The sequence below is a fragment of the Synechococcus sp. BO 8801 genome (assembly GCF_002252675.1).
Lineage (GTDB): Bacteria > Cyanobacteriota > Cyanobacteriia > PCC-6307 > Cyanobiaceae > Cyanobium.
Genome location: NZ_NQKY01000001.1, coordinates 149903 through 175980, shown reverse-complemented (window position 1 = coordinate 175980; position 26078 = coordinate 149903). Strand labels below are relative to the sequence as shown.

The 26078-nt window shown below is 69.4% G+C and carries 29 protein-coding genes; 23 read left to right on the top strand and 6 right to left on the bottom strand.

The window, feature by feature from the left end:
- Nucleotides 1–20: 20 nt before the first annotated feature.
- The 8 genes from speB to CJZ86_RS00790 all read left to right on the top strand — a co-directional run bounded on the left by speB (nucleotide 21) and on the right by CJZ86_RS00790 (nucleotide 7484).
- Complete coding sequence (gene speB, locus CJZ86_RS00825) at nucleotides 21–1235, top strand: agmatinase (RefSeq protein WP_094584065.1); 1215 nt, start codon at nucleotides 21–23, stop codon at nucleotides 1233–1235.
- A 3-nt stretch (nucleotides 1236–1238) separates the two neighbouring features.
- The gene (locus CJZ86_RS00820) at nucleotides 1239–1634 is read left to right on the top strand and encodes a hydrogenase maturation nickel metallochaperone HypA/HybF (RefSeq protein WP_094584064.1); all 396 of its coding nucleotides are present in this window, start codon (nucleotides 1239–1241) and stop codon (nucleotides 1632–1634) included.
- A gap of 6 nt (nucleotides 1635–1640) precedes the next feature.
- The gene (gene hypB, locus CJZ86_RS00815) at nucleotides 1641–2342 is read left to right on the top strand and encodes a hydrogenase nickel incorporation protein HypB (RefSeq protein ID WP_094584063.1); all 702 of its coding nucleotides are present in this window, start codon (nucleotides 1641–1643) and stop codon (nucleotides 2340–2342) included.
- A complete protein-coding gene (gene glnT, locus CJZ86_RS00810) occupies nucleotides 2342–3706 on the top strand; it encodes a type III glutamate--ammonia ligase (RefSeq protein ID WP_094584062.1) in 1365 nt (454 codons plus the stop codon). The genes hypB and glnT (CJZ86_RS00810) overlap by 1 nt, the downstream gene beginning before the upstream one ends.
- Before the next feature lie 128 nt (nucleotides 3707–3834).
- Nucleotides 3835–4845 carry an ABC transporter substrate-binding protein gene (locus CJZ86_RS00805; protein WP_094584061.1) on the top strand — a complete coding sequence of 337 codons (1011 nt, stop codon included), beginning with the start codon at nucleotides 3835–3837 and terminating at the stop codon, nucleotides 4843–4845.
- A 5-nt stretch (nucleotides 4846–4850) separates the two neighbouring features.
- Nucleotides 4851–5627 carry an ABC transporter permease gene (locus CJZ86_RS00800; protein WP_094584203.1) on the top strand — a complete coding sequence of 259 codons (777 nt, stop codon included), beginning with the start codon at nucleotides 4851–4853 and terminating at the stop codon, nucleotides 5625–5627.
- A 5-nt stretch (nucleotides 5628–5632) separates the two neighbouring features.
- Entirely contained in the window at nucleotides 5633–6400 is a 768-nt protein-coding gene (locus tag CJZ86_RS00795) for an ABC transporter ATP-binding protein (protein WP_094584060.1), read from the top strand.
- A 34-nt stretch (nucleotides 6401–6434) separates the two neighbouring features.
- The gene (locus CJZ86_RS00790; RefSeq protein ID WP_094584059.1) at nucleotides 6435–7484 is read left to right on the top strand and encodes an aromatic ring-hydroxylating oxygenase subunit alpha; all 1050 of its coding nucleotides are present in this window, start codon (nucleotides 6435–6437) and stop codon (nucleotides 7482–7484) included.
- On the opposite strand, the gene CJZ86_RS00785 is transcribed toward CJZ86_RS00790, so the two are convergent.
- Nucleotides 7433–7648 carry a hypothetical protein gene (locus CJZ86_RS00785; protein ID WP_094584058.1) on the bottom strand — a complete coding sequence of 72 codons (216 nt, stop codon included), beginning with the start codon at nucleotides 7646–7648 and terminating at the stop codon, nucleotides 7433–7435. The two genes, CJZ86_RS00790 and CJZ86_RS00785, sit on opposite strands and share 52 nt — an antisense overlap.
- Nucleotides 7649–7664: 16 nt before the next feature.
- Nucleotides 7665–8525, bottom strand: a complete 861-nt coding sequence (locus CJZ86_RS00780) for a sugar phosphate isomerase/epimerase family protein (protein ID WP_233133753.1) — start codon at nucleotides 8523–8525, stop codon at nucleotides 7665–7667.
- A gap of 171 nt (nucleotides 8526–8696) precedes the next feature.
- Here CJZ86_RS00780 and CJZ86_RS00775 point away from each other — a divergent pair, with 171 nt between their 5' ends.
- The 4 genes from CJZ86_RS00775 (at nucleotide 8697) to CJZ86_RS00760 (ending at nucleotide 14790) form a co-directional block, all read left to right on the top strand.
- Nucleotides 8697–9668 (top strand): fatty acid desaturase, encoded by a 972-nt coding sequence (locus tag CJZ86_RS00775; protein ID WP_198960039.1) that lies wholly within the window; start codon nucleotides 8697–8699, stop codon nucleotides 9666–9668.
- A gap of 11 nt (nucleotides 9669–9679) precedes the next feature.
- Nucleotides 9680–10765, top strand: a complete 1086-nt coding sequence (locus CJZ86_RS00770) for an alpha/beta fold hydrolase (protein WP_094584057.1) — start codon at nucleotides 9680–9682, stop codon at nucleotides 10763–10765.
- A gap of 96 nt (nucleotides 10766–10861) precedes the next feature.
- The gene (gene glnT / locus CJZ86_RS00765; RefSeq protein ID WP_094584056.1) at nucleotides 10862–12109 is read left to right on the top strand and encodes a type III glutamate--ammonia ligase; all 1248 of its coding nucleotides are present in this window, start codon (nucleotides 10862–10864) and stop codon (nucleotides 12107–12109) included.
- A 680-nt stretch (nucleotides 12110–12789) separates the two neighbouring features.
- The gene (locus CJZ86_RS00760; RefSeq protein ID WP_094584055.1) at nucleotides 12790–14790 is read left to right on the top strand and encodes a glycosyltransferase family 2 protein; all 2001 of its coding nucleotides are present in this window, start codon (nucleotides 12790–12792) and stop codon (nucleotides 14788–14790) included.
- Here CJZ86_RS00760 and CJZ86_RS00755 read toward each other — a convergent pair.
- Entirely contained in the window at nucleotides 14699–15055 is a 357-nt protein-coding gene (locus CJZ86_RS00755; RefSeq protein ID WP_233133752.1) for a winged helix-turn-helix transcriptional regulator, read from the bottom strand. The genes CJZ86_RS00760 and CJZ86_RS00755 overlap by 92 nt on opposite strands.
- A 146-nt stretch (nucleotides 15056–15201) precedes the next feature.
- Between CJZ86_RS00755 and CJZ86_RS00750 the strand changes: the two genes are divergently transcribed.
- The 10 genes from CJZ86_RS00750 to CJZ86_RS00705 all read left to right on the top strand — a co-directional run bounded on the left by CJZ86_RS00750 (nucleotide 15202) and on the right by CJZ86_RS00705 (nucleotide 23038).
- Nucleotides 15202–16269, top strand: coding sequence for an alkene reductase (locus CJZ86_RS00750; RefSeq protein WP_094584054.1), 1068 nt, complete (start codon nucleotides 15202–15204; stop codon nucleotides 16267–16269).
- 1 nt (nucleotide 16270) lies between these two features.
- Nucleotides 16271–16789, top strand: a complete 519-nt coding sequence (locus CJZ86_RS00745; protein WP_094584053.1) for an NAD(P)H-dependent oxidoreductase — start codon at nucleotides 16271–16273, stop codon at nucleotides 16787–16789.
- Nucleotides 16790–16798: 9 nt separating this feature from the next.
- Nucleotides 16799–17491, top strand: a complete 693-nt coding sequence (locus CJZ86_RS00740) for a pirin family protein (protein ID WP_094584052.1) — start codon at nucleotides 16799–16801, stop codon at nucleotides 17489–17491.
- 72 nt (nucleotides 17492–17563) lie between these two features.
- A complete protein-coding gene (locus CJZ86_RS00735; RefSeq protein ID WP_094584051.1) occupies nucleotides 17564–17929 on the top strand; it encodes a hypothetical protein in 366 nt (121 codons plus the stop codon).
- A 13-nt stretch (nucleotides 17930–17942) separates the two neighbouring features.
- Nucleotides 17943–18371 (top strand): Hepatitis C virus core protein, encoded by a 429-nt coding sequence (locus CJZ86_RS00730; RefSeq protein ID WP_094584050.1) that lies wholly within the window; start codon nucleotides 17943–17945, stop codon nucleotides 18369–18371.
- A 105-nt stretch (nucleotides 18372–18476) separates the two neighbouring features.
- Nucleotides 18477–20645 (top strand): glutamine synthetase III family protein, encoded by a 2169-nt coding sequence (locus CJZ86_RS00725; protein WP_094584049.1) that lies wholly within the window; start codon nucleotides 18477–18479, stop codon nucleotides 20643–20645.
- A gap of 136 nt (nucleotides 20646–20781) precedes the next feature.
- The gene (locus CJZ86_RS16880; protein ID WP_158219473.1) at nucleotides 20782–21018 is read left to right on the top strand and encodes a DUF3136 domain-containing protein; all 237 of its coding nucleotides are present in this window, start codon (nucleotides 20782–20784) and stop codon (nucleotides 21016–21018) included.
- Between the two features lie 110 nt (nucleotides 21019–21128).
- The gene (locus CJZ86_RS00715) at nucleotides 21129–21548 is read left to right on the top strand and encodes a tellurite resistance TerB family protein (protein WP_233133751.1); all 420 of its coding nucleotides are present in this window, start codon (nucleotides 21129–21131) and stop codon (nucleotides 21546–21548) included.
- Nucleotides 21545–22705, top strand: a complete 1161-nt coding sequence (locus tag CJZ86_RS00710) for an FAD-dependent oxidoreductase (RefSeq protein WP_094584046.1) — start codon at nucleotides 21545–21547, stop codon at nucleotides 22703–22705. The genes CJZ86_RS00715 and CJZ86_RS00710 overlap by 4 nt, the downstream gene beginning before the upstream one ends.
- A gap of 60 nt (nucleotides 22706–22765) precedes the next feature.
- On the top strand, nucleotides 22766–23038 hold the full coding sequence (locus CJZ86_RS00705; protein ID WP_353615196.1) for a hypothetical protein: 273 nt from the start codon (nucleotides 22766–22768) through the stop codon (nucleotides 23036–23038).
- A gap of 22 nt (nucleotides 23039–23060) precedes the next feature.
- On the opposite strand, the gene CJZ86_RS00700 is transcribed toward CJZ86_RS00705, so the two are convergent.
- Genes CJZ86_RS00700 through CJZ86_RS00690 form a run of 3 tightly spaced genes read right to left on the bottom strand, consistent with a single transcriptional unit; the run spans nucleotide 23061 to nucleotide 25251 of the window.
- On the bottom strand, nucleotides 23061–23351 hold the full coding sequence (locus CJZ86_RS00700; RefSeq protein ID WP_502690410.1) for a DUF427 domain-containing protein: 291 nt from the start codon (nucleotides 23349–23351) through the stop codon (nucleotides 23061–23063).
- A gap of 47 nt (nucleotides 23352–23398) precedes the next feature.
- Nucleotides 23399–23977, bottom strand: coding sequence for a DUF2808 domain-containing protein (locus tag CJZ86_RS00695; protein WP_233133750.1), 579 nt, complete (start codon nucleotides 23975–23977; stop codon nucleotides 23399–23401).
- Between the two features lie 26 nt (nucleotides 23978–24003).
- Complete coding sequence (locus tag CJZ86_RS00690) at nucleotides 24004–25251, bottom strand: glutathione S-transferase family protein (RefSeq protein WP_233133749.1); 1248 nt, start codon at nucleotides 25249–25251, stop codon at nucleotides 24004–24006.
- A gap of 149 nt (nucleotides 25252–25400) precedes the next feature.
- Here CJZ86_RS00690 and cpcB point away from each other — a divergent pair, with 149 nt between their 5' ends.
- Nucleotides 25401–25919: a C-phycocyanin subunit beta gene (cpcB, locus tag CJZ86_RS00685; protein ID WP_094584041.1), complete on the top strand. Its 519-nt coding sequence runs from the start codon at nucleotides 25401–25403 to the stop codon at nucleotides 25917–25919.
- Nucleotides 25920–26078: the final 159 nt, after the last annotated feature.

Sequence of the window (26078 nt, the reverse complement as noted above, 5' to 3'; positions counted from 1 at the left end):
CACCGTGCCCAGAGGTCCGAATGAACGATCCGTCCAGCGGCAGCCAGGCCGATGCGGCCGAGGCCTTCGACCGGGGGCGCCACCCCGCCGGCAGTGAAGGGGCCAGGGCCCTCGAGAAGGAAGCCGCCCTTCCCCTGACCGGCTGGCAGCAGGAGGTCGACCAGGGCCTTCGCCATGGCCTGGAGGCCGCCGAGAGCATCGTCGACCGGCGCATCTCCACCTTCTCCCGCGGTGAGCTGCCCCACTACGCCGGCATCAACACCTTCATGAAGGCCCCCTACCTGGAGGACGTGAACCGGGTTGGGGAGTTCGACGTGGCGGTGGTGGGGGTTCCCCACGACAGCGGCACCACCTACCGGCCCGGCACCCGCTTCGGTCCCCAGGGCATCCGGCGCATTTCAGCGCTGTACACCCCCTACAACTACGAGATGGGGGTCGACCTGCGCGAGCAGATCACCCTCTGCGACGTGGGTGACATCTTCACCATCCCCGCGAATAACGAGAAGAGCTTCGATCAGATCTCCAAGGGCATCGCCCACGTCTTCGCCAGCGGCGCCTTCCCGATCATCCTGGGCGGCGACCACTCGATCGGCTTCCCCACCGTCCGGGGCGTCTGCCGCCATCTCGGCGACAAGAAGGTGGGCATCATCCACTTCGATCGCCACGTCGACACCCAGGAGACCGACCTGGACGAGCGCATGCACACCACCCCGTGGTTCCACGCGACCAACATGGCCAACGCCCCGGCCGAGAACCTGGTGCAACTGGGCATCGGCGGCTGGCAGGTGCCGCGGGAAGGGGTGAAGGTCTGCCGCGAGCGGGGCACCAACGTGCTCACCGTCACCGACATCTGCGACATGGGCCTGGAGGCGGCGGCCAAATACGCCATCGAGCGCGCCACCGACGGCACCGACTGCGTCTACATCTCCTTCGACATCGACTGCATCGATGCCGGCTTCGTGCCGGGCACCGGCTGGCCCGAGCCCGGCGGCCTGCTGCCGCGCGAGGCCCTCAAGCTGCTGGAGCTGATCGTGCGCAACGTGCCCGTCTGCGGCCTCGAGGTGGTGGAGGTCTCCCCCCCCTACGACGTCAGCGACATGACCTCCCTGATGGCCACCCGGGTCATCTGCGACACCATGGCCCACCTGGTGGTGAGCGGCCAGCTGCCCCGCAAGTCAGCCCCCGCCTGGCTCTCCAAGGACTGCAACATGCAGGTCGACCGCGCCTGGAGATAGGGCATGCATGAAGTCGACATGACGCGCTGCCTGCTGCTGTCCATGAACGAGTGGAAGCAGCAGCACGCTCCCCGGGTGCCGGCGGTGGATCGGGTCCATCTCGAAGTGGGCACCTTCACCTGCGTCGAACCCGACCAGCTGGTGGTCACCTGGGCCGATGCCGTCAAGGGCAGCTGGCTCGACGGCGCCGAGCTGGTGATCGAGTCGGTGCCCCTGGTGGGGCGCTGCGTCCGCTGCCAGGCCACCTACAGCCCCGTTCAAGCCGACGGCTTCCGCTCCCCCTGCTGCCACCACCCGATGGAGGAGATCGTCAGCGGCCGCGAACTGCGGATCCGTTCGGTCGCCTACGGCTTCGATACCGCCCCATCCACTGCTTCCCGTCCCACAGCCGCCTGCTGATCCGCCATGCACATGCCCCTCGAAGACAGCCTCGGTCTGAATCTGCTGGCGGCCAACCAGCACCGGGCCGACCACAACCGCGAGCACTTCGACGCCTGGAACCTGCTCTGCCTCAACGTCATGAGCAGCCCCGGCGCCGGCAAGACCTCCCTGCTGGAGCGCAGCCTCGCCGCCCTCGCCGGCCGCTGGGCCATGGCCGTCCTGGAAGGCGACATGACCACCCTGCTCGACGCTGAGCGGCTGGAGGCCGTGGGGATTCCGGTGGTGCCGATCACCACCGGCCGTGCCTGCCACCTGGATGCCGCCATGGTCAGCGGCGGCCTGAAGCTGCTCCGCCAGCGGCTCGATCCCGCCGCCCTGGACATCCTCTGGGTGGAAAACGTGGGCAACCTGGTCTGCCCCGCCGAGTTCGCCATCGGTGAGCACCGCAAGGTGGCGCTCCTCAGCGTCACCGAGGGGGACGACAAGCCGCTCAAGTACCCGGTGATGTTCCGGGAAGCCGACTGCGTGCTGATCACCAAGGTGGATCTGCTGCCCCACCTGCCGGTGGATGTGGAGCGGATCGAGGCCCACATCCGCCAGGTGAACCCCCGCACCGCCGTGTTCCGCCTCTCCGCCACCACCGGAGAGGGCTTTGAGGCCTGGCACGACTGGCTCGACGCCCAGCGCCAGGCCGTTCAGATCTCCCCCGCCCTGCTGCACGCCTGATGAGTCACCAGCATCCCGCCTCCGATTCCACCTCGGCCCTGCAGGCCGACCTGCGCGCGAAGGGCGTCCGCTACGCCCTGGCCAGCTTCGTGGACCTGCACGGGGTGAGCAAGGCCAAGGCCGTGCCCCTCGAACACCTCGGCCAGATGATGGCCGGCTCCGAACTGTTCACCGGCGCGGCCCTCGACGGCGTGCCCCAGGAGGTGAGCGACGACGAGGTGGCCGCGGTCCCCGATCCCGCCAGCGTCACCGTGCTCCCCTGGCAGCCGGAGGTGGCCTGGTTCGCCAGCGATCTGCACCTGCACGGCCGCCCCTTCGACGCCTGCAGCCGCCACATCCTGGGCCGGGTGCGCCAGGAGGCCGCCGCCATGGGCTTCCGCTTCAACCTCGGCATCGAGACCGAGTTCTTTGTGCTGAAGAAGGGGGCGGCGGGGGGCTGGGTCCCCTTCAGCGACCGCGACACCCTCGACAAACCCGCCTACGACGTGCGCGGCCTGCTCGACAACCTGCCCTGGCTGGACGAGCTGGTGCAGGCGATGAACGGCCTGGGGTGGGGGGTCTATTCCTTCGACCACGAGGACGGCCCCGGCCAGTTCGAGACCGACTTCGACTACGCCGACGTGCTCACCATGGCCGACCGGCTGACCTTCTTCAAGCTGATGGCCAAGGAGATCGCCCATCGGCACGGGCTGCTGGCCACCTTCATGCCCAAGCCCTTCGGCGACCGCACCGGCAGCGGCGCCCACTTCAACATGTCCCTGGCGGACCTTCAGACCGGGGTGAACCTGTTCGCCACGCCCGAGGCGACCCCCGGGGAGGTCACCCGGCTGGCGGAGCACTTCATTGCCGGTGTGCTCCGGCACGCCCCCGCCATCTGCGCCGTGATCGCCCCGACGGTCAACAGCTACAAGCGCCTCGTCGCCCAAGGGAGCATGTCGGGGTTCACCTGGGCACCGGTGTTCGTCTGCTACGGCAACAACAACCGCACCAACATGCTGCGCATTCCCTCTCCCGGCGGCCGGGTGGAATGCCGGGCGGCCGACATCTCCTGCAACCCGTACCTGGGTGGGGCCCTGATGCTGGCCGCCGGCCTGGAGGGGATTCGCGAACAACTCGATCCCGGCGCTCCCAACCTGGTGAATGCCTACACACTCAGCGCGGCGGAACGGGCCGAGCGGGGCCTGAACATGCTGCCCCGAACCCTCGGCGAGGCGGTGGAGGCCTTCGCGGCGGATCCACTTGCCGAAAGCGTATTCGGTGATGCCATGTTCAAGGCGTTTATCTCCTACAAACGTGAAGAGTGGGAGTCCTACCACTCTGCTGTCTCCGAATGGGAACAGCAGCGTTATCTGGAGTTCTTCTGACCCTCTCCAACGGGGGGCTCCCTTCACCCAACAACCCCACGGAACCGAACCCAGCATCCATCTGGGATCGCGTCAAAGACGCGACCCTCTCCATCTGCGCAGGCACCACCCTTTCCCCGATTTCCCTGATGTTGAAAGCCACCTTGTTCCGTCGTCAACGCCGGGCCGTCGCCCTCACCCTGATGGCCGCTCTCGGGGGAGGATTGCTGGCCGGTTGCCAGCAGCCTGCGAGCCAGGAGGCGCCCGTCAAGATCGGCTACAGCGCCTGGCCGGGCTGGTTCCCCTGGAAGGTCACCGAGGTCAAGGAGCTGTTCAAGGAGCAGGGGGTGGCGGCCTCGATGCAGTGGTTCGACGGCTATCTCGATTCGATCAACGCCCTCAACGCCGGTCAGCTGGATTGCAACAGCCAGACCCTCAACGACACCATCAGTTCCGTGGCGGGTGGGGCCGATCTCCAGGTGGTGCTCCAGAACGATTTCTCCACGGGCAATGACCAGATCATCGCCGCGGCGGAGATCAAGTCGATCCCCGAGCTGAAGGGCAAGAAGGTCGCCGCCGAGGAAGGCACCGTCGACCACTTCCTGCTGCTCAAGGTGCTCAAGGATGCGGGTCTCTCCGCCAAGGACATCACCTTCGTTCCCCTCGAAACCGGCGCCGCCGCCGCGGCCTTCGCCGCAGGCAAGGTGGACGCCGCCGGCGTCTATGCCCCCTTCACCACCCAGGCCCTGAAGCGACCGGGCAGCCGGGCCCTGGCCACCTCCAAGGATCACCCCGGGGCGATCAGCGATCTGCTCGTCTGCCGCACGGAATTCGTCGCCAAGAATCCCGAGAAGGTCCAGAAGATCGTCAACGCCTGGTTCGCCACCCTCAAGACGATCAAGGACGACCCCGCCGGCACCCTGCCGATCCTGGTGGAACGCTCCGGCGTCAGCGAAGCCGAGTTCAAGGAGTACAACGCCGGCACCACCATCCAGACCCTGGAGGAAAACCGCAGCAACTTCAAGCCGGGCACCACGATGCTGTCGCTGCCCTATGCCGCCGAACAGATCAGCGTCTTCCTGGTGGAGACGGGCCTGGCCAAAACCAAGCCTGACCTCACCAACCTGCTGAACTCCCAGTTTGTCGACAACGCCCGTTGAGCACCATGGCCCGGTCCCCCGCCCTGCGTCGCTTCCTCAGCCACCCCTGGGTCTTGGGGGTGCTCGGCATCCTCACCGTCTTCCTGGTGTGGTGGCTGGTCACCGCCAGCGGCATGGTCGACAAGCTCTTCCTGCCGGGCCCTGGAGCGGTGTGGTTGGCGGGAACCGACCAGTTCCAGCGCGGAATCCTGGTGGCGGATGCGGTGGCCAGCATCAAGCGGGTCTTCATCGGCTTCGCGATCTCGGCAGGGCTGGCCCTGCCGATCGGCATCGCCATGGGCACGAACCGCACCATCTGCCACTTTCTGGAACCCCTGATGGCGCTGATCCGGTACATGCCGGCGCCGGCCTTCATCCCCCTGCTGATCATTTATTTCGGCCTCGAGGAGCTGCCGAAGGTGATGCTCATCTTCATCGGCACCTTCTTCTTCAACACCCTGATGATCATGGATGCGGTGAAGTTCGTTCCCTCCGAACTGGTGGAAACGGCCCTCACCCTGGGGGGCCGGGGCCTTCCCATCCTCACCCGGGTGGTGGCTCCCTACATCGCCCCCCAGGTGCTCGACACCTACCGCATCAACATGGCCTCGGCCTGGAACCTCGTGATCGTCGCCGAACTGGTGGCCGCCAACGAGGGCCTGGGCAAACGCATCAGCCTGGCCCAGCGATTCCTGCGCACCGATGAGATCTTTGTCGGGCTGATCGTTATCGGACTCATCGGTCTGATGATCGATCTGGGTTTCCGGTTTCTGATGCGACGGGCCTGTTCCTGGGCCAACTGAATCTCATGCATCTCCAGGTTTCCCAGGTTTCCAAGAGCTTCGGCGAGGGGCGGGATCGCAAGCTCGTTCTCGAAACCATCTCTTTCGAGCTGTTTTCGGGTCAGTTCATGGCTCTGGTCGGCAGTTCGGGATCCGGCAAGTCCACCGTGATGCGGCTGATCGCCGGCCTCGAGCGGCCCAGCGAGGGCACCATCCACCTCGATGGCGTGCCGGTCCGGCGCCCCGGCTCCGACCGCGGCATGGTGTTCCAGAAATACAGCCTCTACCCCTGGCTCACGGCGGCCCAGAACGTCGCCTTCGGCCTGTCCCTCCAGGGACGGGGCAAGGCGGAGATCCGCGAGCGGACCGCCTACTTCCTCGACGTGGTCGGGCTGGCCGACGCGGCCCGGCTGCTGCCGCGGGAACTCTCGGGGGGCATGCAGCAGCGGGTGGCCATCGCCCGGGCCCTGGCCACCGAGCCGAAGGTGCTGCTGCTGGACGAACCGTTCGGGGCGCTGGATCTGCAGATCCGCGAATCGATGCAGGAGTTCCTCCACGACCTCTGGAAGCGCACCGGGCTCACCGCCCTGCTGATCACCCACGACATCGAGGAGGCGCTGCTGCTCGCCGGCACCGTCCACATCATGGCGCCGCGGCCCGGCAGGATCGTCCACACCGTCGACGTCCAGCTGGACCGCTCCGACCTGCGCCACCTGCGCGTGTCCCAGCCCTTCCTGGAACTGCGCGAGGAACTCGCCAGCCGCCTGCGCAGCCTGGATGGCTCCCTGCTCTGAGCGTTCACTCCGCCCTGCCCTGACCGTTCGTTCCATGGACACCGCCACCCGGGCCGCCTTTCTGCCAACGGAGCTGTACGGCTCGGTGTCCGTGGCCGCCCTGGAGCGCGAGCACTACGCCAGCCGCTTCTGGCACCCCGTCGCCGCCGCCGCCGATCTTCCGCAGGGGCATGTGCGGGCGCTGGAGCTGCTGGGCCTGCCCGTGCTGCTCTGCCACGGCAGTGATGGCGTCGTGCGGGCCTTCCGCAACCGCTGCCCCCACCGAGCCGTGGCCTTTCGCGAGCCGGCTGAGGGCAGCGTGGCCTGCCGGAGGCTGGTGTGCCCCTACCACGGCTGGACCTACGACCTGGGCGGCACGCTGCTGGCGGCCGCCCGGGAAGGGGAGTTCGTCGACCCCTTCGATCGCGGTGCCTGGCCACTCGAGGGCCTCGGCTGCCAGGTGCGCGCCTCCCTGATCTGGGTGGCCCTGGGGGCCGATCCGATCCCCCTCGACGACCAGCTCGATCTGCCGCTGCAGGAAGCCTCCGAAGCCCTCGCCCGAACCCTGTTGCCCCTGGCCTTCCACGAACGGGGGCTCGCCTGCAACTGGAAGATCGCCCACGACAACACCCTCGACGACTACCACGTCGCCATCGCCCATCCCACCACCCTGCATCGGCTGCAGGGCCCGGTGCGCGACTACCGCCATCGCTTCGGCACCTGGGCCAACGTGCTGGCCACCCCCTGGCCCGAGGCGGAGGGTGAGTTCCTCACCTTTGGCCTGCCGCCGTGGAACCACCTGCTGCTGTGGCCCGACGGACGGATGGCGATGATCCAGTTCCTGCCCGAGAAACTGGACACCTGCCGCATGCAGGTGTGGCTGCTGGGCCCCGCCTCACGCCAGGCCGAAGGGGAGGAGCTGATGGCGGAGATGGTCCACTTCCTGGCCGAGGACCGGGACCTGGTGGAGTCGGCGCAGCGGGGCTACGGGGATGGGTTCCGCACCGGCCCCCCGCACAGGCTGGAGGCCCGGATCCTGCATCAGCAGGCGATCTACGCGGCGCTGCTGGAGCCCTGGTACGCGTCGGGGCGGATGCCCAGATAAACGGCCTCCTTGAACAGGGCACGTTTGGCATCGGCGTCCTGGCGCTGCTCGGCGATGGCGTAGCGGGCGCGCAGCGAAGCGACCAGGGTGGCCTGGCGGGGATCGGACCCTTCGCTGGAATGGTTGGCCGACGGTGTGGCGGTCGGGGCGTCGATCACGTTCATCACGACGTAGCTCTGTTCAGGATGAACACATCTTATCGCTGTCGTCGGCTAACAGCTGACTCCGTAACCACTGCGCCATCGCCGTGTTGACCGTCAGCAGATCGGCCACCGGGCGGTCAGTGAAGGGCAGGGTGGGCATGTAGCCATCCGGTCCGAATTCGGGAGTGAAGCTGGGCGGCGGCGCCCCGCGCTGGAGCGCCCTCTCGGTGAACAGGCGCCAGCAGGCCCGATGGGCCGCCAGCGCCTCCGCGTGCTCAGGGGCGAAGGGGTGGGACACCTGGGGACCCTGGGCATGGCCCACCCGGGCATGGATGTGGTCGACCCGCTCGGCCATCAACCGCACCGGCTCCAGATCCGGGGTCATCAGCCGTTCGGCCACCACGCACCAATGGCTAAGGTCGGCCGTGAGCCGCAGCCCGGGCACGGCCTCCAGCAGCGGCGCGATCGTCCAGGGCATCCCCAGGCAGCGGGACCGGTGGGTTTCGAAGCTCACCGGCAGGCCGCTGGCTGCCGCCAGGGCCTGGGCCTCGGCCAGGAAGGTCAGTTGCCGCTCCAGGGGCCAGGCATCGCTGCCGGTGAGCACAGTCACCCGGTGGGGGCGGAGGTCGGCGCAGCGGTTGAGCTGGTCCTCCAGTTCCGCCAGGTGCTGCGCCGGCGTGACGGCCAGCTGCGGCACGTAATCCCCACCGGTGACCACCTCCAGCACCAGGGGCCTGCCGGACGACAGCAGGCGGGCGGGTCCGTCCGGGTCGCCGACAAGGGAGGGATGGTGAATGTTCAGCTCCAGCCCGTCGAAGCCCCCCCCTTCCGCCGTCTCCAGGGCCATGGCGAGGGGGCCCTCGAAGCCCCAGAGCGAGAAGAACAGCAGGGAAGGCACCGGGCCTGCACGACGCAGGTCCCACTCTTCCCTGCCGCGGGGCATCAGCGCGTAACCATCCCCACAGGGCGCCACACCCGGTGGGAGTGTTCGTGACGAACGGTGTCCGGCGGACCCCGAGCGGGACAGTGGGTCGACGACGTCTCCCTCCGCCGACCAACGGCGACCTTCGTGACCGCCTCCCCACCCTCCGCGCCACCGGCGGCCGGCCCGGGCGCCGCTGCGCCGCTGCTGTCCGCTCCGCTGCTGCAGCGCCTCAACGAGCGACGGGACGGGCCCGGCTGGCGCCGGCTGGCCTTTCACCTCACCGTGCTGGGGCTGGGGGCCGTGCTCTGGGGATGGCCGATGTCTCCCGCCCTACCCACCGCAGCGTTCTTTGGCCTGCGGCTGGTGGGCCTGCTGCTGCTGGGCTGGGGCCTGGCCTTCGGCTTCTGCGCCATGCACGAATGCGGCCACCGCACCGCCTTCGCCGGTAAGGGCCTCAACGACGCCGTGGCCTGGTGGGCCGGTCTGCTGAGCTTCTACAACGCCGATTACTACCGCCGCTACCACCAGTGGCACCATCGCTACACCCACCAGCCGGGCCTCGATCCGGAGCTGGAGGACGCCCCCCCCAGCAGCCTGGCCGGTTATCTGCTCGAGCTCAGCGGGCTTCCCTGGTGGATCGGCAAGCTGCGCGGCCATGCCGCCGGCCTGCGCGGTGACTTCGGCGGCAGGCCCTACCTTCCCGCCGAGGCGGCCGCGGCCGTCACCCGTTCGATCCGGATCCAGGTCGCCGTCTACGCCGTCCTGCTGGTCGCCTCCCTCTGGCAGGGCAACAGTGCCATGTTCTGGTTCTGGCTGCTGCCCCTGGCCGTCGGCCAGCCGCTGCTGCGCTTCGTGCTGATGGCCGAGCACGGGGGTTGCAGCACCGACACGGACGGCCTCAGCAACACCCGCACCACCCTGACGCTGCCGCCCCTGCGCTGGCTGATGTGGGACATGCCCTTCCACGTCGAGCACCACCTCTACCCCTCGGTGCCCTTCCACGCCCTCGCCGAGGCCCATGGCCATCTGGCGCCCCATCTGGTTCACACGGGGCAGGGGTACCTGGCGGTGCACCGCGACTTCCTGCGCGATCCCGCCCGACTCGCCCTCCCCTGAACCCCGCTCCCTTGCCCCCAAGCCCCGCCCCCCCGCGCCGCTTCGCGCTCGGGGACTTTCCCCTCGCCGCCGGCGGGATCCTTCCCGCCGCCTGGCTCGACTATCGGGTCTACGGAACGCTGGCAGAAGACCGCTCCAACCTGGTGCTCTACCCGAGCTCCTATGGCGCCTGGCCCGAGGACATCGACTGGGTGGTGGGGCCGATCCTCGATCCGGAGCGCTGGTGCGTGGTGCTGGTCAGCCAGTTCGGCAATGGCCGCTCCACCAGTCCCAGCAACTCAGGAGCCGGCCTGGTGGCCGGCTCCTGGCCCGTCGACCACCGTGACAACGTGGCCGCCCAGCGCCGGCTGCTGGAGGAGGTCTTCCAGGTGGGCGCACCGGCCCTGATCTACGGCTGGTCGATGGGGGCCCAGCAGGCCTACCACTGGGCCGTGCTGGAGCCGGAGCGGACCCGGCGGATCTGCTGCGTCTGCGGCACGGCGCGCACCACGGCCCACAACCGGGTGTTCCTGCTCAGCCTGCGCCAGGCCCTCACCGCCGATCCCCACTGGGATGGGCGCTGCTTCCGGGGCGTACCGGAGCAGGGGTTGCGCACCTTCGCCCTGATCTACGCCAGCTGGGCCGCCAGCCAGCCCTTCTATCGCCGCGGCGCCCATCGCCAGCTGGGCTACGCCAGCGTCGAGGCCTACGTGGAGCAGGCCTGGCTGCCGGCTTACCGCCGCCACGACCCCCATGACCTGCTGGCCATGCTCGATGTCTGGCTGGCGAACGACGTGGCAGCCGCCGCCGGGATCAGCGCGGCCGATGCCCCTGGCGATGGTGCTGCCGATGGCGATCCAGAAGCCACGAGCCAAGGCGATCCCGATGCCGACCTGGCCGCGGCCCTGGGCCGGATCCGGGCCCGCACCGCCGTGATCGCCGGCCGCCACGACCTCTATTTCACCCCCGACGACTGCCAGGCCGAGGCCGCCCTGATCCGCGGTGCCCACTTCGAGGTTCTGGAGTCCGACCTGGGCCACCGGGCCGGCAATCCCCGCGACGCGCCGGCCGAGCAGCGCCAGCTGCGGGCCGCCGTGGATCGGCTCTGCACTGACTGACGCCTCTGCGCCGACTGACGGCTCTGCGCTGACGGATCGCCTCCGGCCAGCCCCCACTCGCCGCCCCCACACCCGCCTCACCCCTCACCACCCCCGATGACCGATCTGGCCCGCTTCGCCGCCACCCATGGCATCCGCCACTTCCTCTTCTCCTTCTGCGACCTGTTCGGGGTGCAGCGGGCCAAGCTGGTGCCGGCGGCCGCGGCGGCCGAACTGGCCCGATCCGGGGCCGGCTTCGCCGGTTTCGCCGCCTGGCTCGACATGACCCCGGCCGATCCGGACGTGCTGGCGATCCCCGATGTCACCAGCCTGATGGTGCTCCCCTGGCAGCCGGACGTGGCCTGGGTGGCCACCGATCTGCAGGTGGAGGGCCAGGTGCTGGAGCAGTCGCCGCGCCGGGTGCTCCAGCGTCAGATCGCCCGGGCGGCGGCCATGGGCCTGCAGTTCCGCAGCGGCGTCGAGGCGGAGTTCTTCCTGATGGACCCGGAACGGGACGCCATCGCCGATGGCCTCGACCGGCAGTCCAAGCCCTGCTACGACCAGCTGGCCCTGATGCGCCACTACCCGCTGATCAGCGAACTGCTGGACGGCATGGAGAGCCTCGGCTGGGGGCCGTACCAGGCCGATCACGAGGACGCCAATGGCCAGTTCGAACTGAACTGGACCTACGCCGAATCGCTGCTGACCGCCGACCGCCACGCCTTCTTCCGCGTGATGGCGGCCGCCCTGGCGGAACGCCATGGGGTGCGGGTGAGCTTCCAGCCCAAGCCGATCCCGGCCCTCACCGGCAACGGCGCCCACCTGCACGCCTCGCTCTGGGACGAAGGGGGGCGCAATGTGTTCCACGACCCTGCCGGGGAGAAGGGCCTGTCGGAGGTGGCCTACCGGTTTCTCGCCGGCCTGCTGGCCCACGCCCCGGCCCTGTGCGCCCTCACCAATCCGGTGGCCGGCAGCTACCGGCGCCTGGCACGTTCCGTCACCAGTTCCGGCGCCACCTGGTCCCCCTCCTGGATCAGCTACGGCGGCAACAACCGCACCCACATGGTGCGCATCCCCGACGACCAGCGGATCGAGCTGCGTCTCGGCGACGGCGCCGCCAACCCCTACCTGCTCCAGGCGGCGGTGCTGGCGGCGGGTCTGGACGGCATCGAACGGCGGCTCGAGCCCGGCCCCCGCAGCGATCTGAACACCTATGTGGAGGCACCGACGGGGGCGGCCTCCCTGCCCACCTGTCACGCCGATGCCCTTGAGGCCTTCCGCCACGACGCACCGCTGCGGGACTCCCTGGGGGAACCGTTCTGCACCGCCTACGAAGCCCTGGTGGCCCAGCGCAACGACGAGTGAGGGCCCAGGAAGGCGACCCAGCCCTGCGCGGGCGAAGACCAGCACGATTGCCTATGGCCAGGGCGGCCGGGAGGGATGAGAGTGAATTCAGAAACCAGGAGGCTCCAGCGATGGAAGACACCCCGCCCGGTCAGATGTCAGGAGTGTGCTGACGGCAGGCCCCTGCTCCAACAGTCTTGTTCCCTACAACGGTTTCCCGATCGTTCGCCGATTACCCGATGCATCGTTCAGGTGCCCACGGGTCCATGGAAACCGGCTCCTGGATGCCTCGGCCCCAGGTGCCTCCCCTCCGCAGCTCCGACTCCGAAACCCACCCCAGGGGACTCCCTATGGATCCCCAGCCCAGCTGACCTCTCTTTGATGGCGCGTCCATGGCGGAGGAGCATCCTCGTCTCCCTCCCCATCACCCATCCACGGTCCCCAAGGACCCGATCGTCAGCCCTTCTGATCGTCAACGCTTCCGAATGTCAACCGTCTAACCGACCGTTCAACCGGAGTCACCACCGACATCAGACAACCCGAACCACGTCAGGAACGTCATCGTTCCACCCCAAGCCCGGCGATCCTGGACGCCGGGCTTTTTCATGGGCCAGTGGCACCTGAGGCCGCGGCCATGGGCCGGCCCGATCCCGGTGCGCCGGGAGAACCGCCTAGATTTGCTTAACAATTGGTCCGGGTCGATGGCACGCCTGCCCTGGGCCGTTCTGCTGCTGACACTGCTGGGGGCCCGTTATCTGAACTGGCGCTTCAGCGCCAGCCTCAACCTGGCCACGCCGCTGGCCGCCAGCCTCAGCCTCCTGACCCTGGCGGCGGAGCTGGTCCTGCTGGCCGGGTTCTTCCTGCAGCTCTGGTTCACGCTCCTGCCCGAACGGCCGGCGCCCCCCGCAGGTCCGATCCCCACGCCCGTCCCGTCAGTCGACGTGCTCGTGCCCAGCTGCGGCGAACCGGTCGAGCTGGTGGAGCGCTGCCTGCGGGGCTGCCTGGCGATGGACTACCCCAGCCACACGGTCTGGCTGCTCGACGACAGCGACCGGCCGGAGCTGGCGGAACTCTGCGACCGCCTCGGCTGCCGCTATGTCGCCCGCCGGGAGCACGCCCATGCCAAGGCCGGCAACCTCAACCACGGGCTGCGCCACTGCCAAGGGGAGCTGGTGGCGGTCTTCGACGCCGACGTCGTGCCGCTGCGACCCTTCCTGCGCCGCACGGTCGGCCTGTTCGCCGACCCGTCGGTGGGCTTCGTGCAGACGCCCCAGAGCTACATGAATGCCGATCCGGTGATGCGCAATCTGCGCCTGGAGCGCTGGCTGCTGCCGGACGAGGAAAGCTTCTACCGCTGGATCCAGCCCACCCGCCAGAACCTCAATGCCGTGGTCTGCGCCGGCACCTCCTTCCTGATGCGGCGCGAGGCGCTGGAGCGGGTGGGCGGCTTCGAGACGGCCACCCCATCGGAGGACCTGGCCACCGGCATCCGGATCACCGCCGCCGGCTACCGCAACCACTACCTCTCGGAGAAGCTGAGCGCCGGCCTCGCCCCCTTCACGGCCGCGACCATGGCGCGGCAGCGCTGCCGCTGGGGCAGCGGTTCCCTCCAGACCCTGCGCACGGGAGCCGATCCGCTGCGCATCCCCGGGCTCAGCCCCCTGCAGCGGCTCGCCTACAGCGAAGGCATCCTGCACTGGTTCACCTTCCCCGCCCAGCTGGTGCTGCTCTGCACGCCGCTCAGCCTGGGCCTGCTGGGCATCGCCCCGATCCTCTTCAGCGGCGATGCCCTGCTCACGGTTGCCATGCCGTTCGTGTTCAGCCAGCTGCTGCTCACCCGCTGGCTGAGCGGCCACGCCCGCGCCGCGATCCTGCCGGAGCTGTACCGCTGGATCTTCCTGGTGCCGATCTGTGCCGCCGTGGTCGCCACGGCCCTGGGCCGGCCGCGGCGGTTCCGGGTCACGCCAAAGGCGGTGGTCGGCCGGGACACCGGCCCGGATGCGGGCCTGCTGCTGCCGCTGCTGGCCCTGCTGGCCCTGCAGCTGGTGGCGCTCTGGAACCTGGCACCGGGTCGCCTCCCGCTGATGGCCGGCCAGGAGGGGCTGCTGCCGGTCTCGGCCGCCACGGTCGGGGTGGTGCTGGGCTGGAGCCTGCTCAACGGCCTGCTGCTGCTGCTGGCGATCCGCAGCTGCTGGGACCGGCCCCACCGGGATGGGGTTCCCTGGTTTGCCCTCTCGGTGCCGGTGCGGCTGCAGCACAGCGGCGGAACGGTGCACGGGCGGCTGCGGGCGGTGAGTGCCACGGGCGCCGAGCTCGGCCTGGAGAGCCCGGAGGACGCTTTGGTGCTGCAGGCGGCCGACAGCCTCAGGCTGGAGGGGCTGGTGCCGGGTCTGGCGCTGCCGTTCCTGGCGATGGCCCGGGAGGCCGGTGCCATCGGCGGGGTCTGGGGACCGCTCACCCCGCCGCAGCGGGATCAGCTGGAGTCCCTGCTCTACCGCCGCGAGGGGCTGTGGCCGACCCTGCGGGCACCCTTCGAGCTCCGCACCCTGCCCCTGGTGCTGCTGCGCACGCTGCAGCGGGTGGAGCCGGAAAGCTGGTTCCGCCGCAGCCTCATTCCCCAGCTTCCACCGCTGTCGGGGTTGCCGCTCCCCAGGCATGCAGACCTTCCAGCACGGGCAGGAGCGCCCGACCCCGCTCGCTGAGGTCGTACTCCACCCTCGGCGGCACCTCACCGAAGACGCGGCGGCAGACGACGGCATCGGCCTCCAGCTCCCGCAGCTGGGCCGTGAGCACCTTGTGGCTCACCCCCACCAGGGACCGCTGCAGGGCCGAGAAGCGCTGGGGACCCTCCCGGAGCCGGCAGAGGATCAGCAGCTTCCATCGGCCGCGCATCACCCGCAGGGCCAGCTCCGCCGGGCAGAGCTGGGAACCATCGGAGTCCAGGGAATCGGGGAGAGAGGCCGTCACAGGGATCGGGGTTACCGGCAGGTGCCCCAGGCACAAGCGGGTGCGTTCTTGTCAGTCAGGGTGGGGGTCCGCCAGAGTCCCCCCATGACCTTAACAATCCCTTACGGCCCGGGGCATCCCCGCTCCAGCCGGTCGGTCACCGCCCCATGAGCGACCTGTTCACCCCCCTGAGCGTGGGCCCGCTGCAGCTGCCCAATCGGGTGCTGATGGCCCCCCTCACCCGATGCCGGGCCGAGCCGGAGCACGTTCCAGGCCCGCTGATGGCCACCTACTACCAGCAGCGGGCCAGCGCCGGCCTGCTGATCGCCGAGGCCACGATGGTGCTGGAGGGCAACTCGGCCTTCTGGCACGAACCCGGCATCCATTCGGCGGCCCAGGTGGCGGGCTGGCGACTCACCACCGACGCGGTCCATGCCGCCGGTGGGCGGATCGTGCTGCAGATCTGGCATGGCGGGCGGGCCTGCCACCCCCTGCTCAACGATGGCCGCCAGCCCGTGGGGCCGAGCCCGATCGCGATCACCGGCGACGAGGTGCACACCCCCGAAGGGAAACAGCCCTATGTCGTCCCCCGGGAGCTGGCCGACGACGAACTGCCCGCGATCGTGGCGGGGTTCCGCCAGGCCACCCGCAACGCCATCGACGCCGGCTTCGACGGGGTCGAGGTGCATGGCGCCAACGGCTACCTGCTCGACGCCTTCCTGCGGGACGGCAGCAATCGGCGCCAGGGTCCCTACGGCGGGCCGGTGGCCAACCGGGCCCGGCTGCTGCTGGAGGTGCTGGAGGCCGCCCGGGCCGAATCGCCCCTGGTGGGCCTGCGGATCTCGCCGCTGAACGGCTACAACGCCATGGTCGACAGCGACCCCATCGGACTGTCGGGCTGGCTGGCCCAGCGGCTGGAGAGCACCGGCCTGGATTACTTGCACGTGATGCGGGGGGACTTCCTCGGCCAGCAGCACGGCGATGTGCTCACCCCGATCCGTTCCGGCTTCAGCGGGGTGCTGGTGGGGAACATGGGCTACACGGCCGAGGAGGCCAACGCCGCCATCGCCGCCGGCCAGCTCGACGCGGTGGCCTTCGGCACGCCGTTCCTGGCCAACCCGGACCTGCCCGAGCGCCTGCGCCTGGGCGCCCCCCTGCAGTCCCCCGACCCGGCCACCTTCTACTCCCCAGGTCCGGCCGGCTACACCGACTACCCCTTCCTGGAATCCGCCTGACATGTCCCCCGATCTTCTGGTGCTCAGTGCCAGCAACGGCGAGAACCTGAAACTCGCCGAGCGTTTCGCCGCCGCCGGCCGCGCCCGCGCCATGGCCGCCGAGGTGCTCGACCTCACCACCCTGTCCCTGCCGCTCTACAACCCCCGCACCCACGCGGAGTCCGGCCTTCCCGCCGAGGTGGAGGGGCTGAGCCGCAGGCTTGAGGCCGCCCCCCGCTGGGTGATCTGCGCCCCCGAGTACAACGGCTCCCTCCCACCGGTGCTGACCAGCGCCATCGCCTGGCTCTCGGTGCAGGGGGACGGCTTCCGCACCCTGTTCAACGGTCGACCGATCGCGATCGCCACCCATTCCGGCGGTCCCGGCGTCGAAGTGCTGGCCGTGCTGCGCATCCAGCTGGCCCACCTCGGAGCCCACGTGGTGGGTCGCCAGCTCTCCAGCAGCCGCAGCAATCCCGCCAAGGACAGCAGCATCGACGACATCGTGCAGCGGCTGCAGCGCATGGAACTGATCCAACCCTGAGCCCCCCCCATGACCCTTGTCTTCCGACCCGCCGCCGAGCGCTTCCACAGCCGTCTCGACTGGCTGGACAGCTGGCACAGCTTCTCCTTTTCCCACCACCACGATCCGGCCTGGATGGGGTTCGGACCGCTGCGGGTGATCAACGACGACACCATCGCCGCCGGCCGCGGCTTCGGCATGCATCCCCACCGGGACATGGAGATCGTCACGGTGATGGTGGATGGCCAGCTCAATCACCACGACTCCATGGGCCACAGCGAGGTGCTGCGGGCCGGAGAGGTGCAGGCGATGAGCGCCGGCACCGGCGTGGTCCACAGCGAGGTGAATCAGGGCGAGAGCCCCTGCCGGCTGCTGCAGATCTGGATCGAGCCGGATCGGGCGGGCCACCCCCCCGCCTACCGCCAGGAGCCGTTCCGGCTCCAACCTGGCTGGACGCCGCTGCTGGATCCGGATGGACGCCAGGGGGCCCTGGCCATCAACCGGCCGGTGCGGCTCTGGCGAGCCCGGGCCGGCGCGGGCGAGCGGCTGGAGCTGGCCATCGCCTCCGACGCTGCCGGCTGGCTTCAGGTGATCGATGGGGAGGGCACGGCCTTCGGCCGGCCGCTGCAGCGGGGCGACGGCCTCGGCTTCCCGGCGGCCGCTCCGGACAGCCTCCAGGCCGGCCCCGACGGAGCGGACGTGCTCCTGTTCGAACTGCGCTGAGCGGCCCCCGGCGGGCCGCGGCGGGCGCCGCCCCCCGGCACGGCCCCAGGATGGGGGGAACAGCCTGACGTCATGGCCCGCTTCCTGCTGCTCTTCAGGCCCCGGGCTCCCCTGCCGCCGACGGAGCTCATCGGTCGGCTGGATCCCCTGTTGCTGCGGTTCCACGCCGACGTGGAGCACCGCTCCCCCGCCCATCTCAGCGCCATGGTCCGGGGTGAGCACGAGACGCTGCGGCTGCAGCTGATCGCCGACGTGCAGGCCAAGGCGGATGGGCCCGTGCTGGAACTGGTGCTGATGAGCCGGGAGGCCATGGGGGCGGGGGCGCCCCACACCAAGCAGCTGTTCGAGACCCTGGTGGCGATCGCCGCCGAGGTGATGCCCGACCTTGACCTGGTGTTTCGATCCGACAGGGACGGCGCCTTGCCTGACCGCAACTGAGAGAATCGACCGAATGCAGACGCTCTCGCCGACCCCTGCCGCCCTCGCGGAGCTGCAGCCGCCCCGCGGCTATCGCGTGCTCGCCTGGCTCGGTCTGGTGGCCAACCTGCTGGCCCTGCCGCTGGGCCTGGCGGCAATCCTGCTCACCAGCCTCTGGCGCACGGCCAATGTGGTCGTCTACACCAGTGCCGTGCTGCCGGCGGTGGCCCTGGGGGTGGTGGCCTGCGTCGCCCTGCTGAAGTGGCGCCTCTGGGGTCAGGTGCTGGCGATCGTGGCCCTGTCGCTGGATCTGGCGATCGAGATGGCCTACGGCATCGTGCGGCTGGCGCTGGTGGGGGAGGAACGGCTCCTGCTGGCGGTGGGCGCCCCCCTGGCCTGGGGCCTGACCCTGGCGGCCCTGGTGTTCTGGTGCCGTCCCGCGATCCGCTCCTACCTGCGCTGAGGGCCGCCGGGGGCCGGCGGGCAACCTGCCGTTCTGTATCAACGGCTCCACCCATGGGGCAGGACACAAGGATTGGATACCCTCCAGCCGACCCAAGCTGTTTCCATGCCCAGCCCCCAACGCTTCGCCGCCATTCAGGAGATTCACCAGCGCCCTCCGGTGGTGACCCCCCCCATCGAGTCGCTGGATGAGCTCTGGGCCAGCGACGTTTTCAGCCTGGCCAAGATGAAGGCGGCCCTGCCCAAGGAGATCTTCAAGTCCGTTCAGCGCACCATCAAGGAGAACGGCAAGCTCGACGTCTCGGTCGCCAACGTGGTCGCCCAGGCGATGAAGGAATGGGCCACCGGCCGCGGCGCCCTCTACTACGCCCACGTCTTCTATCCCCTGACCAACGCCACCGCCGAGAAGCACGACGGCTTCATCTCGGTGCAGGGTGACGGCTCCGTGATCACCGAGTTCACCGGCAAGGTGCTGGTGCAGGGCGAACCCGACGGCTCCTCCTTCCCCAGTGGCGGCATCCGCACCACCTTCGAGGCCCGCGGCTACACCGCCTGGGACATCACCAGCCCGGCCTTCCTGATGGAGACCCCCAACGGTCTCACCCTCTGCATCCCCACCGTCTTCATCTCCTGGACCGGCGAGGCCCTCGACAAGAAGACCCCCCTGCTGCGCTCCAACGCCGCCATGAACAAGCAGGCCCAGCGCCTGCTGCGGCTGCTCGGCGAAACCGAGGTGGCCCCGGTCAACTCCAGCTGCGGCGCCGAACAGGAGTACTTCCTGGTCGACAGCGCCTACGTGCCCCTGCGTCCCGACCTGCTGCTGGCCGGCCGCACCCTGTTCGGCAAGCCCTCCGCCAAGGGCCAGCAATTCGACGACCACTACTTCGGCGCCATCCCCCTGCGGGTGCAGGTGTACATGCAGGACGTGGAGCGTCAGCTCTACAAGCTGGGGATCCCCGCCAAGACCCGCCACAACGAGGTGGCACCGGGCCAGTTCGAGATCGCCCCGTTCTTCGAGGCGGCCAACGTGGCCACCGATCACCAGCAGCTGATCATGACCATTCTCAAGAGCACGGCACGCCGCCACGGCATGAACTGCCTGCTCCATGAGAAGCCCTTCGAAGGCATCAACGGCTCCGGCAAGCACGTCAACTGGTCGGTGGGCAACCCCACCCAGGGCAACCTGCTGGATCCCGGCAGCACCCCCCACGAGAACATGCAGTTCCTGCTGTTCTGCGGCGCCGTCATCCGCGGGGTGCACAAGTTCGGCCCCCTGATGCGGGCCGTGGTGGCCACCGCCGGCAACGATCACCGCCTCGGCGCCAACGAAGCCCCCCCGGCGATCATCTCCGTCTACCTGGGCAGCCAGCTGGAGGACGTCTTCCGCCAGATCAAGGAAGGCGACGTGACGGGCTCCACCCATGCCGGCGTGATGCAGCTGGGTGTCGACACCCTGCCCGAGTTCCCCAAGGATCCCGGCGACCGCAACCGCACCTCCCCCTTCGCCTTCACCGGCAACCGCTTCGAGTTCCGGGCCGTCGGCTCCAACCAGTCGGTGGCGGGCCCCCTGGTGGCCATGAACACGATCCTGGCCGATTCGCTTGCCTACGTGAGCGACCAGCTGGAGCAGAAGATGGCCGCCGGCGAAAGCCTGCCGGGCGCCGCCTTCTCCGTGCTCAAGCAGATCATGACCGACCACGGCAACGTGGTCTTCGGCGGCGACGGCTACTCCAGCGAGTGGCACCGCATCGCCGTGGAGGAGCGGGGCCTGGAAAACCTGCCCACCACGGCCGATTCCCTGCCCGTGCTGCAGCGGCCTGAAGTGCGCGACCTGTTCGCCCAGCAGGGTGTGCTCACCCCCCTGGAACTGGAGAGCCGCTTCGAGGTCTACGCCGAGCAGTACGTGCTCGCCATCGACGTCGAGGCCAAGCTGGCGGTGCAGATCGCCCAGACCCAGATCTACCCGGCCGCCATGCGCTACCTGGGTGAGCTGGCCAGCTCCCTGCAACTGCAGACCTCCATGGGCCTCCAGGTGTCCCCGGAAACCCAGCACAAGGTCGCGTCCCTCAGCGCCAAACTGATGGAACTGAGCGGTGCCCTCGAGAGCGCCATCAGCAACGCCCCCCACGGCACCATCGCCCACATGCGCTACTCGGCCGACACCCTGATGCCGCTGATGCACCAGCTGAGGGAGGCCGTCGATGGTCTCGAGGCCCTGGTGGACGACAACCTGTGGCCCCTGCCCTCCTACCAGGAGATGCTGTTCATCCGCTGAACGGCGCACGTTCCGCTGCGGGGAGGGCCTTTCGGGGCCCTCCTTTTTTTGGCCCCACGGGGGGAGATCTCAAGATCTGCACGCTTGGTTCCCATCGGCACAGTCGCTGGCCGAGGGGAGGTGCTGGAGTCGTTGGATGAGCGTTCCCGCCAACCTCCCGGACCTGGACGAGCACTACGGCTCCTACTGCCGGGCCATGCGGATGCTGGTGCGGGAAGGCAAGAGTCTCAAGAACGTGCAGCGGACCGTCTGCTGGCAGCAGCTGGCCCGTCTGCACGACTGCCGCCCGGCCCGGTATCAGGAGCCGGATGCCCTCTATCTGAAGCTCTGCCGCGAAGGCGGTGCCGCCGGTGGAGCAGCCCCGAAGCGCTGAGGACCGGACGGCGACGAGGGGGAGCTTTTCCCGGATTCGGTCACATCGGCCACTGACAGGCACCCCTGGAGCGAACGATGACGGGTGTTCCCATGCTTTCGACGTTGTCCATGGACGCACCTACGGCCTTCGCCGCGGTCGCTCTCGCCGCCGTCTCCTGGGACGGGGCCCTCACCATGGCGGGCACACGGGCCCTTCGCCACGCCCTCGACTACCGCGCCCCCTTCAAGGGGAGGAGCGACAAGGAGATGATCAGCCTGATGGACACGCTGCTCCAGGGCCTGCGGGCCAAGGGGGCGATCGGCCTGATGGAGGAGGCGGCCGCGGTGCTGGACGACCGGCAGCGGCACACGGCCTATGCGGTGGCGGCGGAGATCATGCGCTCCGACGGCCCCCTGGAGGACCAGGAGCAGGCGATCCTCGCCGACCTGGCCGGCACCCTGCGCCTCGACCCGGAGGAGACCACCAAGGTCCTCGAGGTGATGGACGTTCTCCATGCCAGCATCCTGGAGCCTGCCGTGAGCGCATGAGTTCCGCCCCCGCCGGCCTCCGCATCGCCGTGGTGGGGGCCGGCAGTTCCGGCCTGCTGCTCGCCCTGATGCTGCAGCGCCAGGGCCACCGCGTCTCCCTGTTCGAGCGCTCCGGGCGGCTGCGCACCGAGGGCTGCGGCATCCTGCTGGTGAAGAGCGGTGTGGAGGCGGTGGCGGCCGCCGCCGTCCCGGGCCTGCTCGACGACCTGCTGGCGGGCGGCCATCCCGTGCAGCGGTTCGTGTTCCGCAACCTCAGGGGCGATCTGATCGAAGCCAGCCCGGCAGAACGGCAGGCGGGGGAGCTGCCCTCCCTGCTGATCCACCGCCGCGCCATCCTCGACGCCCTCTGGCGCCATCTCGATCCCGCCGCCTTCCACGGCGACCATGCACTCGTCGGCTGGAGCCAGAGCAAGGACGGCGTCGAGGCCCGCTTTGCCGATGGCCGCCAATGGACGGGCGATCTGCTGGTGGGGGCCGATGGGATCTTCTCCCGGGTGGCGGCCCTGCTCTGCCCGGAGCGACGCCTGCAGTACCTGGGGGATCGGGTCTGGCGGGGGGTGGTGACGGACGCGACCTTCTGCACCGACGGGGATTTCTTCGTCTATGCCCGGGGCCGGGGCATCTACGCCAACTTCTTCGATCTGGGCCCCGACGGGGAGGGGCGGGGGCGCACCCACTGGGGCTTCTTCCAGGAGGAGGAGCTCCCCGATGACCGGGAGGCCCGGCAGAGGCTGCTGGAAGAGGGGGTGCCCGCCGCCGCCCTCGCCAAGCTTCCCGCCGATGCGGCCGCGGTGATCGCCGCCACGGCTCCGGAGGGGGTGGTGGCCAACTGGTCGTTCGACATCGACCCCCTGCCCGCTCTCGTCGACGGGCGGGTGGCCCTGATCGGCGATGCCGCCCACGCCATGAGCTCCTCCCAGGCCCGGGGGATGACGGCGGGGCTGGAGGATGCGGTGGCCCTGGCGGGCCAGCTGGCGCCCGGCGCCGCCGCCACACCGCAGCTGGCGCTGCAGGCTTACCAGGAGGAGCGCCTTCCGGTGGTCCACCGCTACCAGGAGCGCAGCCGCCAGGTGAGCCATCGCACGGGACGGAAGCGCCCGCCGACCCGCGATACCGCAGCGACGCCGGTTGCGGAGCAACACCGAAAGATGTTGTGAAGGTGACAGTTCGGATCTGGCACAGGGGCCAGAATGCCAATCCTGTATACGAGGCAAGACGTGGCGATCTCCTTACCTCAGTCCTCCCGCTCGCGCAGCAGCGCCCAGACGCGTAGCAACGTCCAGACGTGCCGCACCTACCGGCTGGTGGATCAACAGGGTGATCCCCATCCCATCCTCGACGACCTTTACGACTCCCTGGATGCCGCCTGGAGCGAGGCGCTGCATTGGTGGCAGGAGGAATTCGGCCCCGTGCAGGGTCCCGTCGGCATCGGCGTGGAGGTGAGCACCCTGAGCGGCGAGTGGCGCACCCTCCGTTATCCAGGCAGCTGATACCCGGAAAGCTGAGAAGGCCTCAGGCCACCGTCACGCCCTTCCAGAACGCCACCCGCCCCCGGATGTTGCTGGCCGCTTCCTTGGGCTCCGGGTAGTACCAGACGGCATTGGCATTCTCCTTGCCGTCGACGATCAGGTCGTAATAGTGCGCTTCTCCCTTCCAGCCGCAGAAGGAGCGGTGGCTGGAGGGGCGGATCCAGGCTGCATCGAGCGCATCGGCCGGGAAGTAGGCGTTGCCTTCCACCGTCACGATGTCGTCACTGCTGGCGATCACTTTTCCGTTCCAGCTGGCCTGCATCGTGGGCGTCATCAGGGGTCCCCATCCTGGCGCGTGCCCAGCCGCGCCGGCCGATTCACTCACCAATCATTGGGCTGGTAGATCCTCAAAGTCCCCACCCCCACCGGACTGGGCACCGGCCCGGGGCCGGCAGGGATCGCCGTCACCTGGAAGAGATAGGTGTCGGCCTGGACGGGGTTGAACCAGGGCCGCAGCGACACCGTCACCGTCGCGCCGGGGGGGACGGGCTCGGGGAAGCTGAGGTCGAAGCGCCGGGCAGCAGGATCGAACGCGGCCTGCACCGGGATCCGGCGCCCCTCACGGCGGGGCACCCCGAGAAAGGCGTGGGTCCGCTCGACAGCAAACGGGAACTGCCAGTCGGCACCACGGGTCTGCTGGATGGTCATGCCGCCGAGGGAGGCCCCCGCCCCCTCATCGAGGCTGAGGGTGAAGAAGTACTCCGCAGGCGACTGGCCCACGTTGGTGGTGTAGCTGGTGAGGGTGACCTTCCAGGGGGCCCGCACGAACTGGGTGCGACCGCCCAGTTCCAGGGCCTGGACGGCGGGAGCGCCGGCCGCAAGGGCCAGGCTCAGCACCGCCAGCGGCGGAACCACCCGGCTGAGGCCCGCCAGGGAAGCACGACCCGAAATGCCTGCCATGGCCTCCAACACCATCGAGGCCAACGCTAGGGGGCGGTGCCGAGGGGCCGGCTCGCGGCGGCAAGAAAGGGGGACGGATCCTGGTCGCGGCGATGCTGCACCGGGATCGGCTCCCCCGCCGCCGAGGGAGCGGCCGGATCGAGACGGGCCGTGGCCTCCAGGGAGCGGCGCAGCAGGCGGGCCGCGTGCAGCGGCATGTCCCTGGGCACGCTGATGCGATCCCTCAGGTAGCGCAGGCCACGGGCCGACCCGGGGGGAGGCGGGCAATCCTGGCCGGTGATCAGCCGGGTGAGGGCACAGCGCAACGGTCGGTCGAAGCCATCGGATCCGAGCGGATTGCGCGCCAGCAGGGGCCCACGGTGCCGGAGCACCCGGGCCAGGGCCACGGAGGCCGCGTCGGCCGGCTCGCCCTGGCTGGTCTCGGGATCGGACCCGGGTGGGGCCACGATCGGCCAGGGGCCGGCGTCGATGCGGTCGGCGAGATTCCGCTGCTCGCCGCTGCCGCTGGCGTAACACCCTCCCATCTGGGGAGGCAGGTCGTGGGCGTGGGTGTGGAAGTCGCTCTGGGTACCGAGGTAGGTGGAGCGCTCCTCGAGAGCCCGGAACCAGCGATCGATGGCGGGATGGCGCTCCCGCAGCAGGTAGCCCTTGTAGTAAGCCAGGCTGGCGTTCATGCGCTCGACGTAGGGCACGAAGATCAGGTCCACCGTGCCCAGCTCCCCGACCAGAAACGGTCCTGGCTCGGCCTCGAGGGCGCTCGCGAACCGTTCGGCCCAGCGATCGAAGCCCTCCCGGCCCCGGGCCTCATCGGCGGGCCCCCGGGCCGGGACGCAGAGCCATTGGCACCAGGCCCGGAACAGCTGACGCTCAAGCTGGCGCAGCGGCAGGGCCACGGACGAGTGCATCGCCGGCCCCAGGGGGCCGAAGCTCTCCTCGAGGGCCTCGAGGATGCGGTCGCTCTCGGTGATCAGACGACCATCGAGCTCGAGGGCCGGCAGCATGCCGCTGGGGACCCGCTCGGTGTACCAGGGCTCCTTCCGCCCGTAGCAGAACATCGTCACCTTGCTGGTGCGATGGGGAACCTGTTTCTCCTCCAGCCACAGCCAGACCTTCTGGCAGTAGGGGCACCAGGCGTGGTGGTCGCGGTACAGCGTGACCCGGACCTCAGACTCCGGGCGACCGAACAGCCGCAACCGGGCCTGGGGGCTGGTGGGACCTGCGGTCGGATCGCTCGGCGCCGGCCCGGCGGCCAGGGCCAGCGCGCCCCAGTCCATCGGCTCGGGAGGCATGCTTGCGGGGCCGGCCATGCAGAGGCTTTGGGGCCAATCACCCTAGTCAAGCTGCCAGGGGAGCTGGCTTCGGGACCTCGCACAACCCCGGCCGGCGAATCTAAAGTTCACATCCACGCTTCCAAGCAGCCCCCATGTTCGACGCCTTCACCAAGCTCGTCGCCCAGGCCGACGCCCGCGGCGAATTCCTCAGCCCCGGCCAGATCGATGCCCTGGGCGCCATGGTGGCCGAGAGCAACAAGCGGATGGACACGGTCAACCGCATCACCTCGAACGCCTCCAAGATCGTCACCAACGCCGCCCGCGACCTCTTCGACCAGCAACCCGCCCTGATCGCCCCCGGCGGCAACGCCTACACGCACCGCCGCATGGCCGCCTGCCTGCGCGACATGGAGATCGTTCTGCGCTATGTCACCTACGCGATCTTCACCGGCGATGCCTCCGTGCTTGAGGATCGCTGCCTCAACGGCCTGCGCGAGACCTACCTGGCCCTCGGCGTGCCCGGTGCCTCCGTGGCCGAAGGCATCCGCAAGATGAAGGACGCCGCCATCGCGATCGCCAATGATCGCAACGGCATCACCCCCGGCGACTGCTCCGCCCTGATGTCGGAAGTGGGCACCTACTTCGATCGCGCCGCCGCCGCCGTCGCCTGATCTGAGCGTCCGCCGCGACCATCCCGCCGGGGCACTGCCCCGGCTTTTTTGTGACCGTTCACTGGCCGGAGGGCCTGTTTGTTCGTTTGGCTACACAACCATCCTTCCCCAGCGCTGAGGGTGAAATTTGCCTTTCCCAAGGTTCACCCCCCTTTCCCG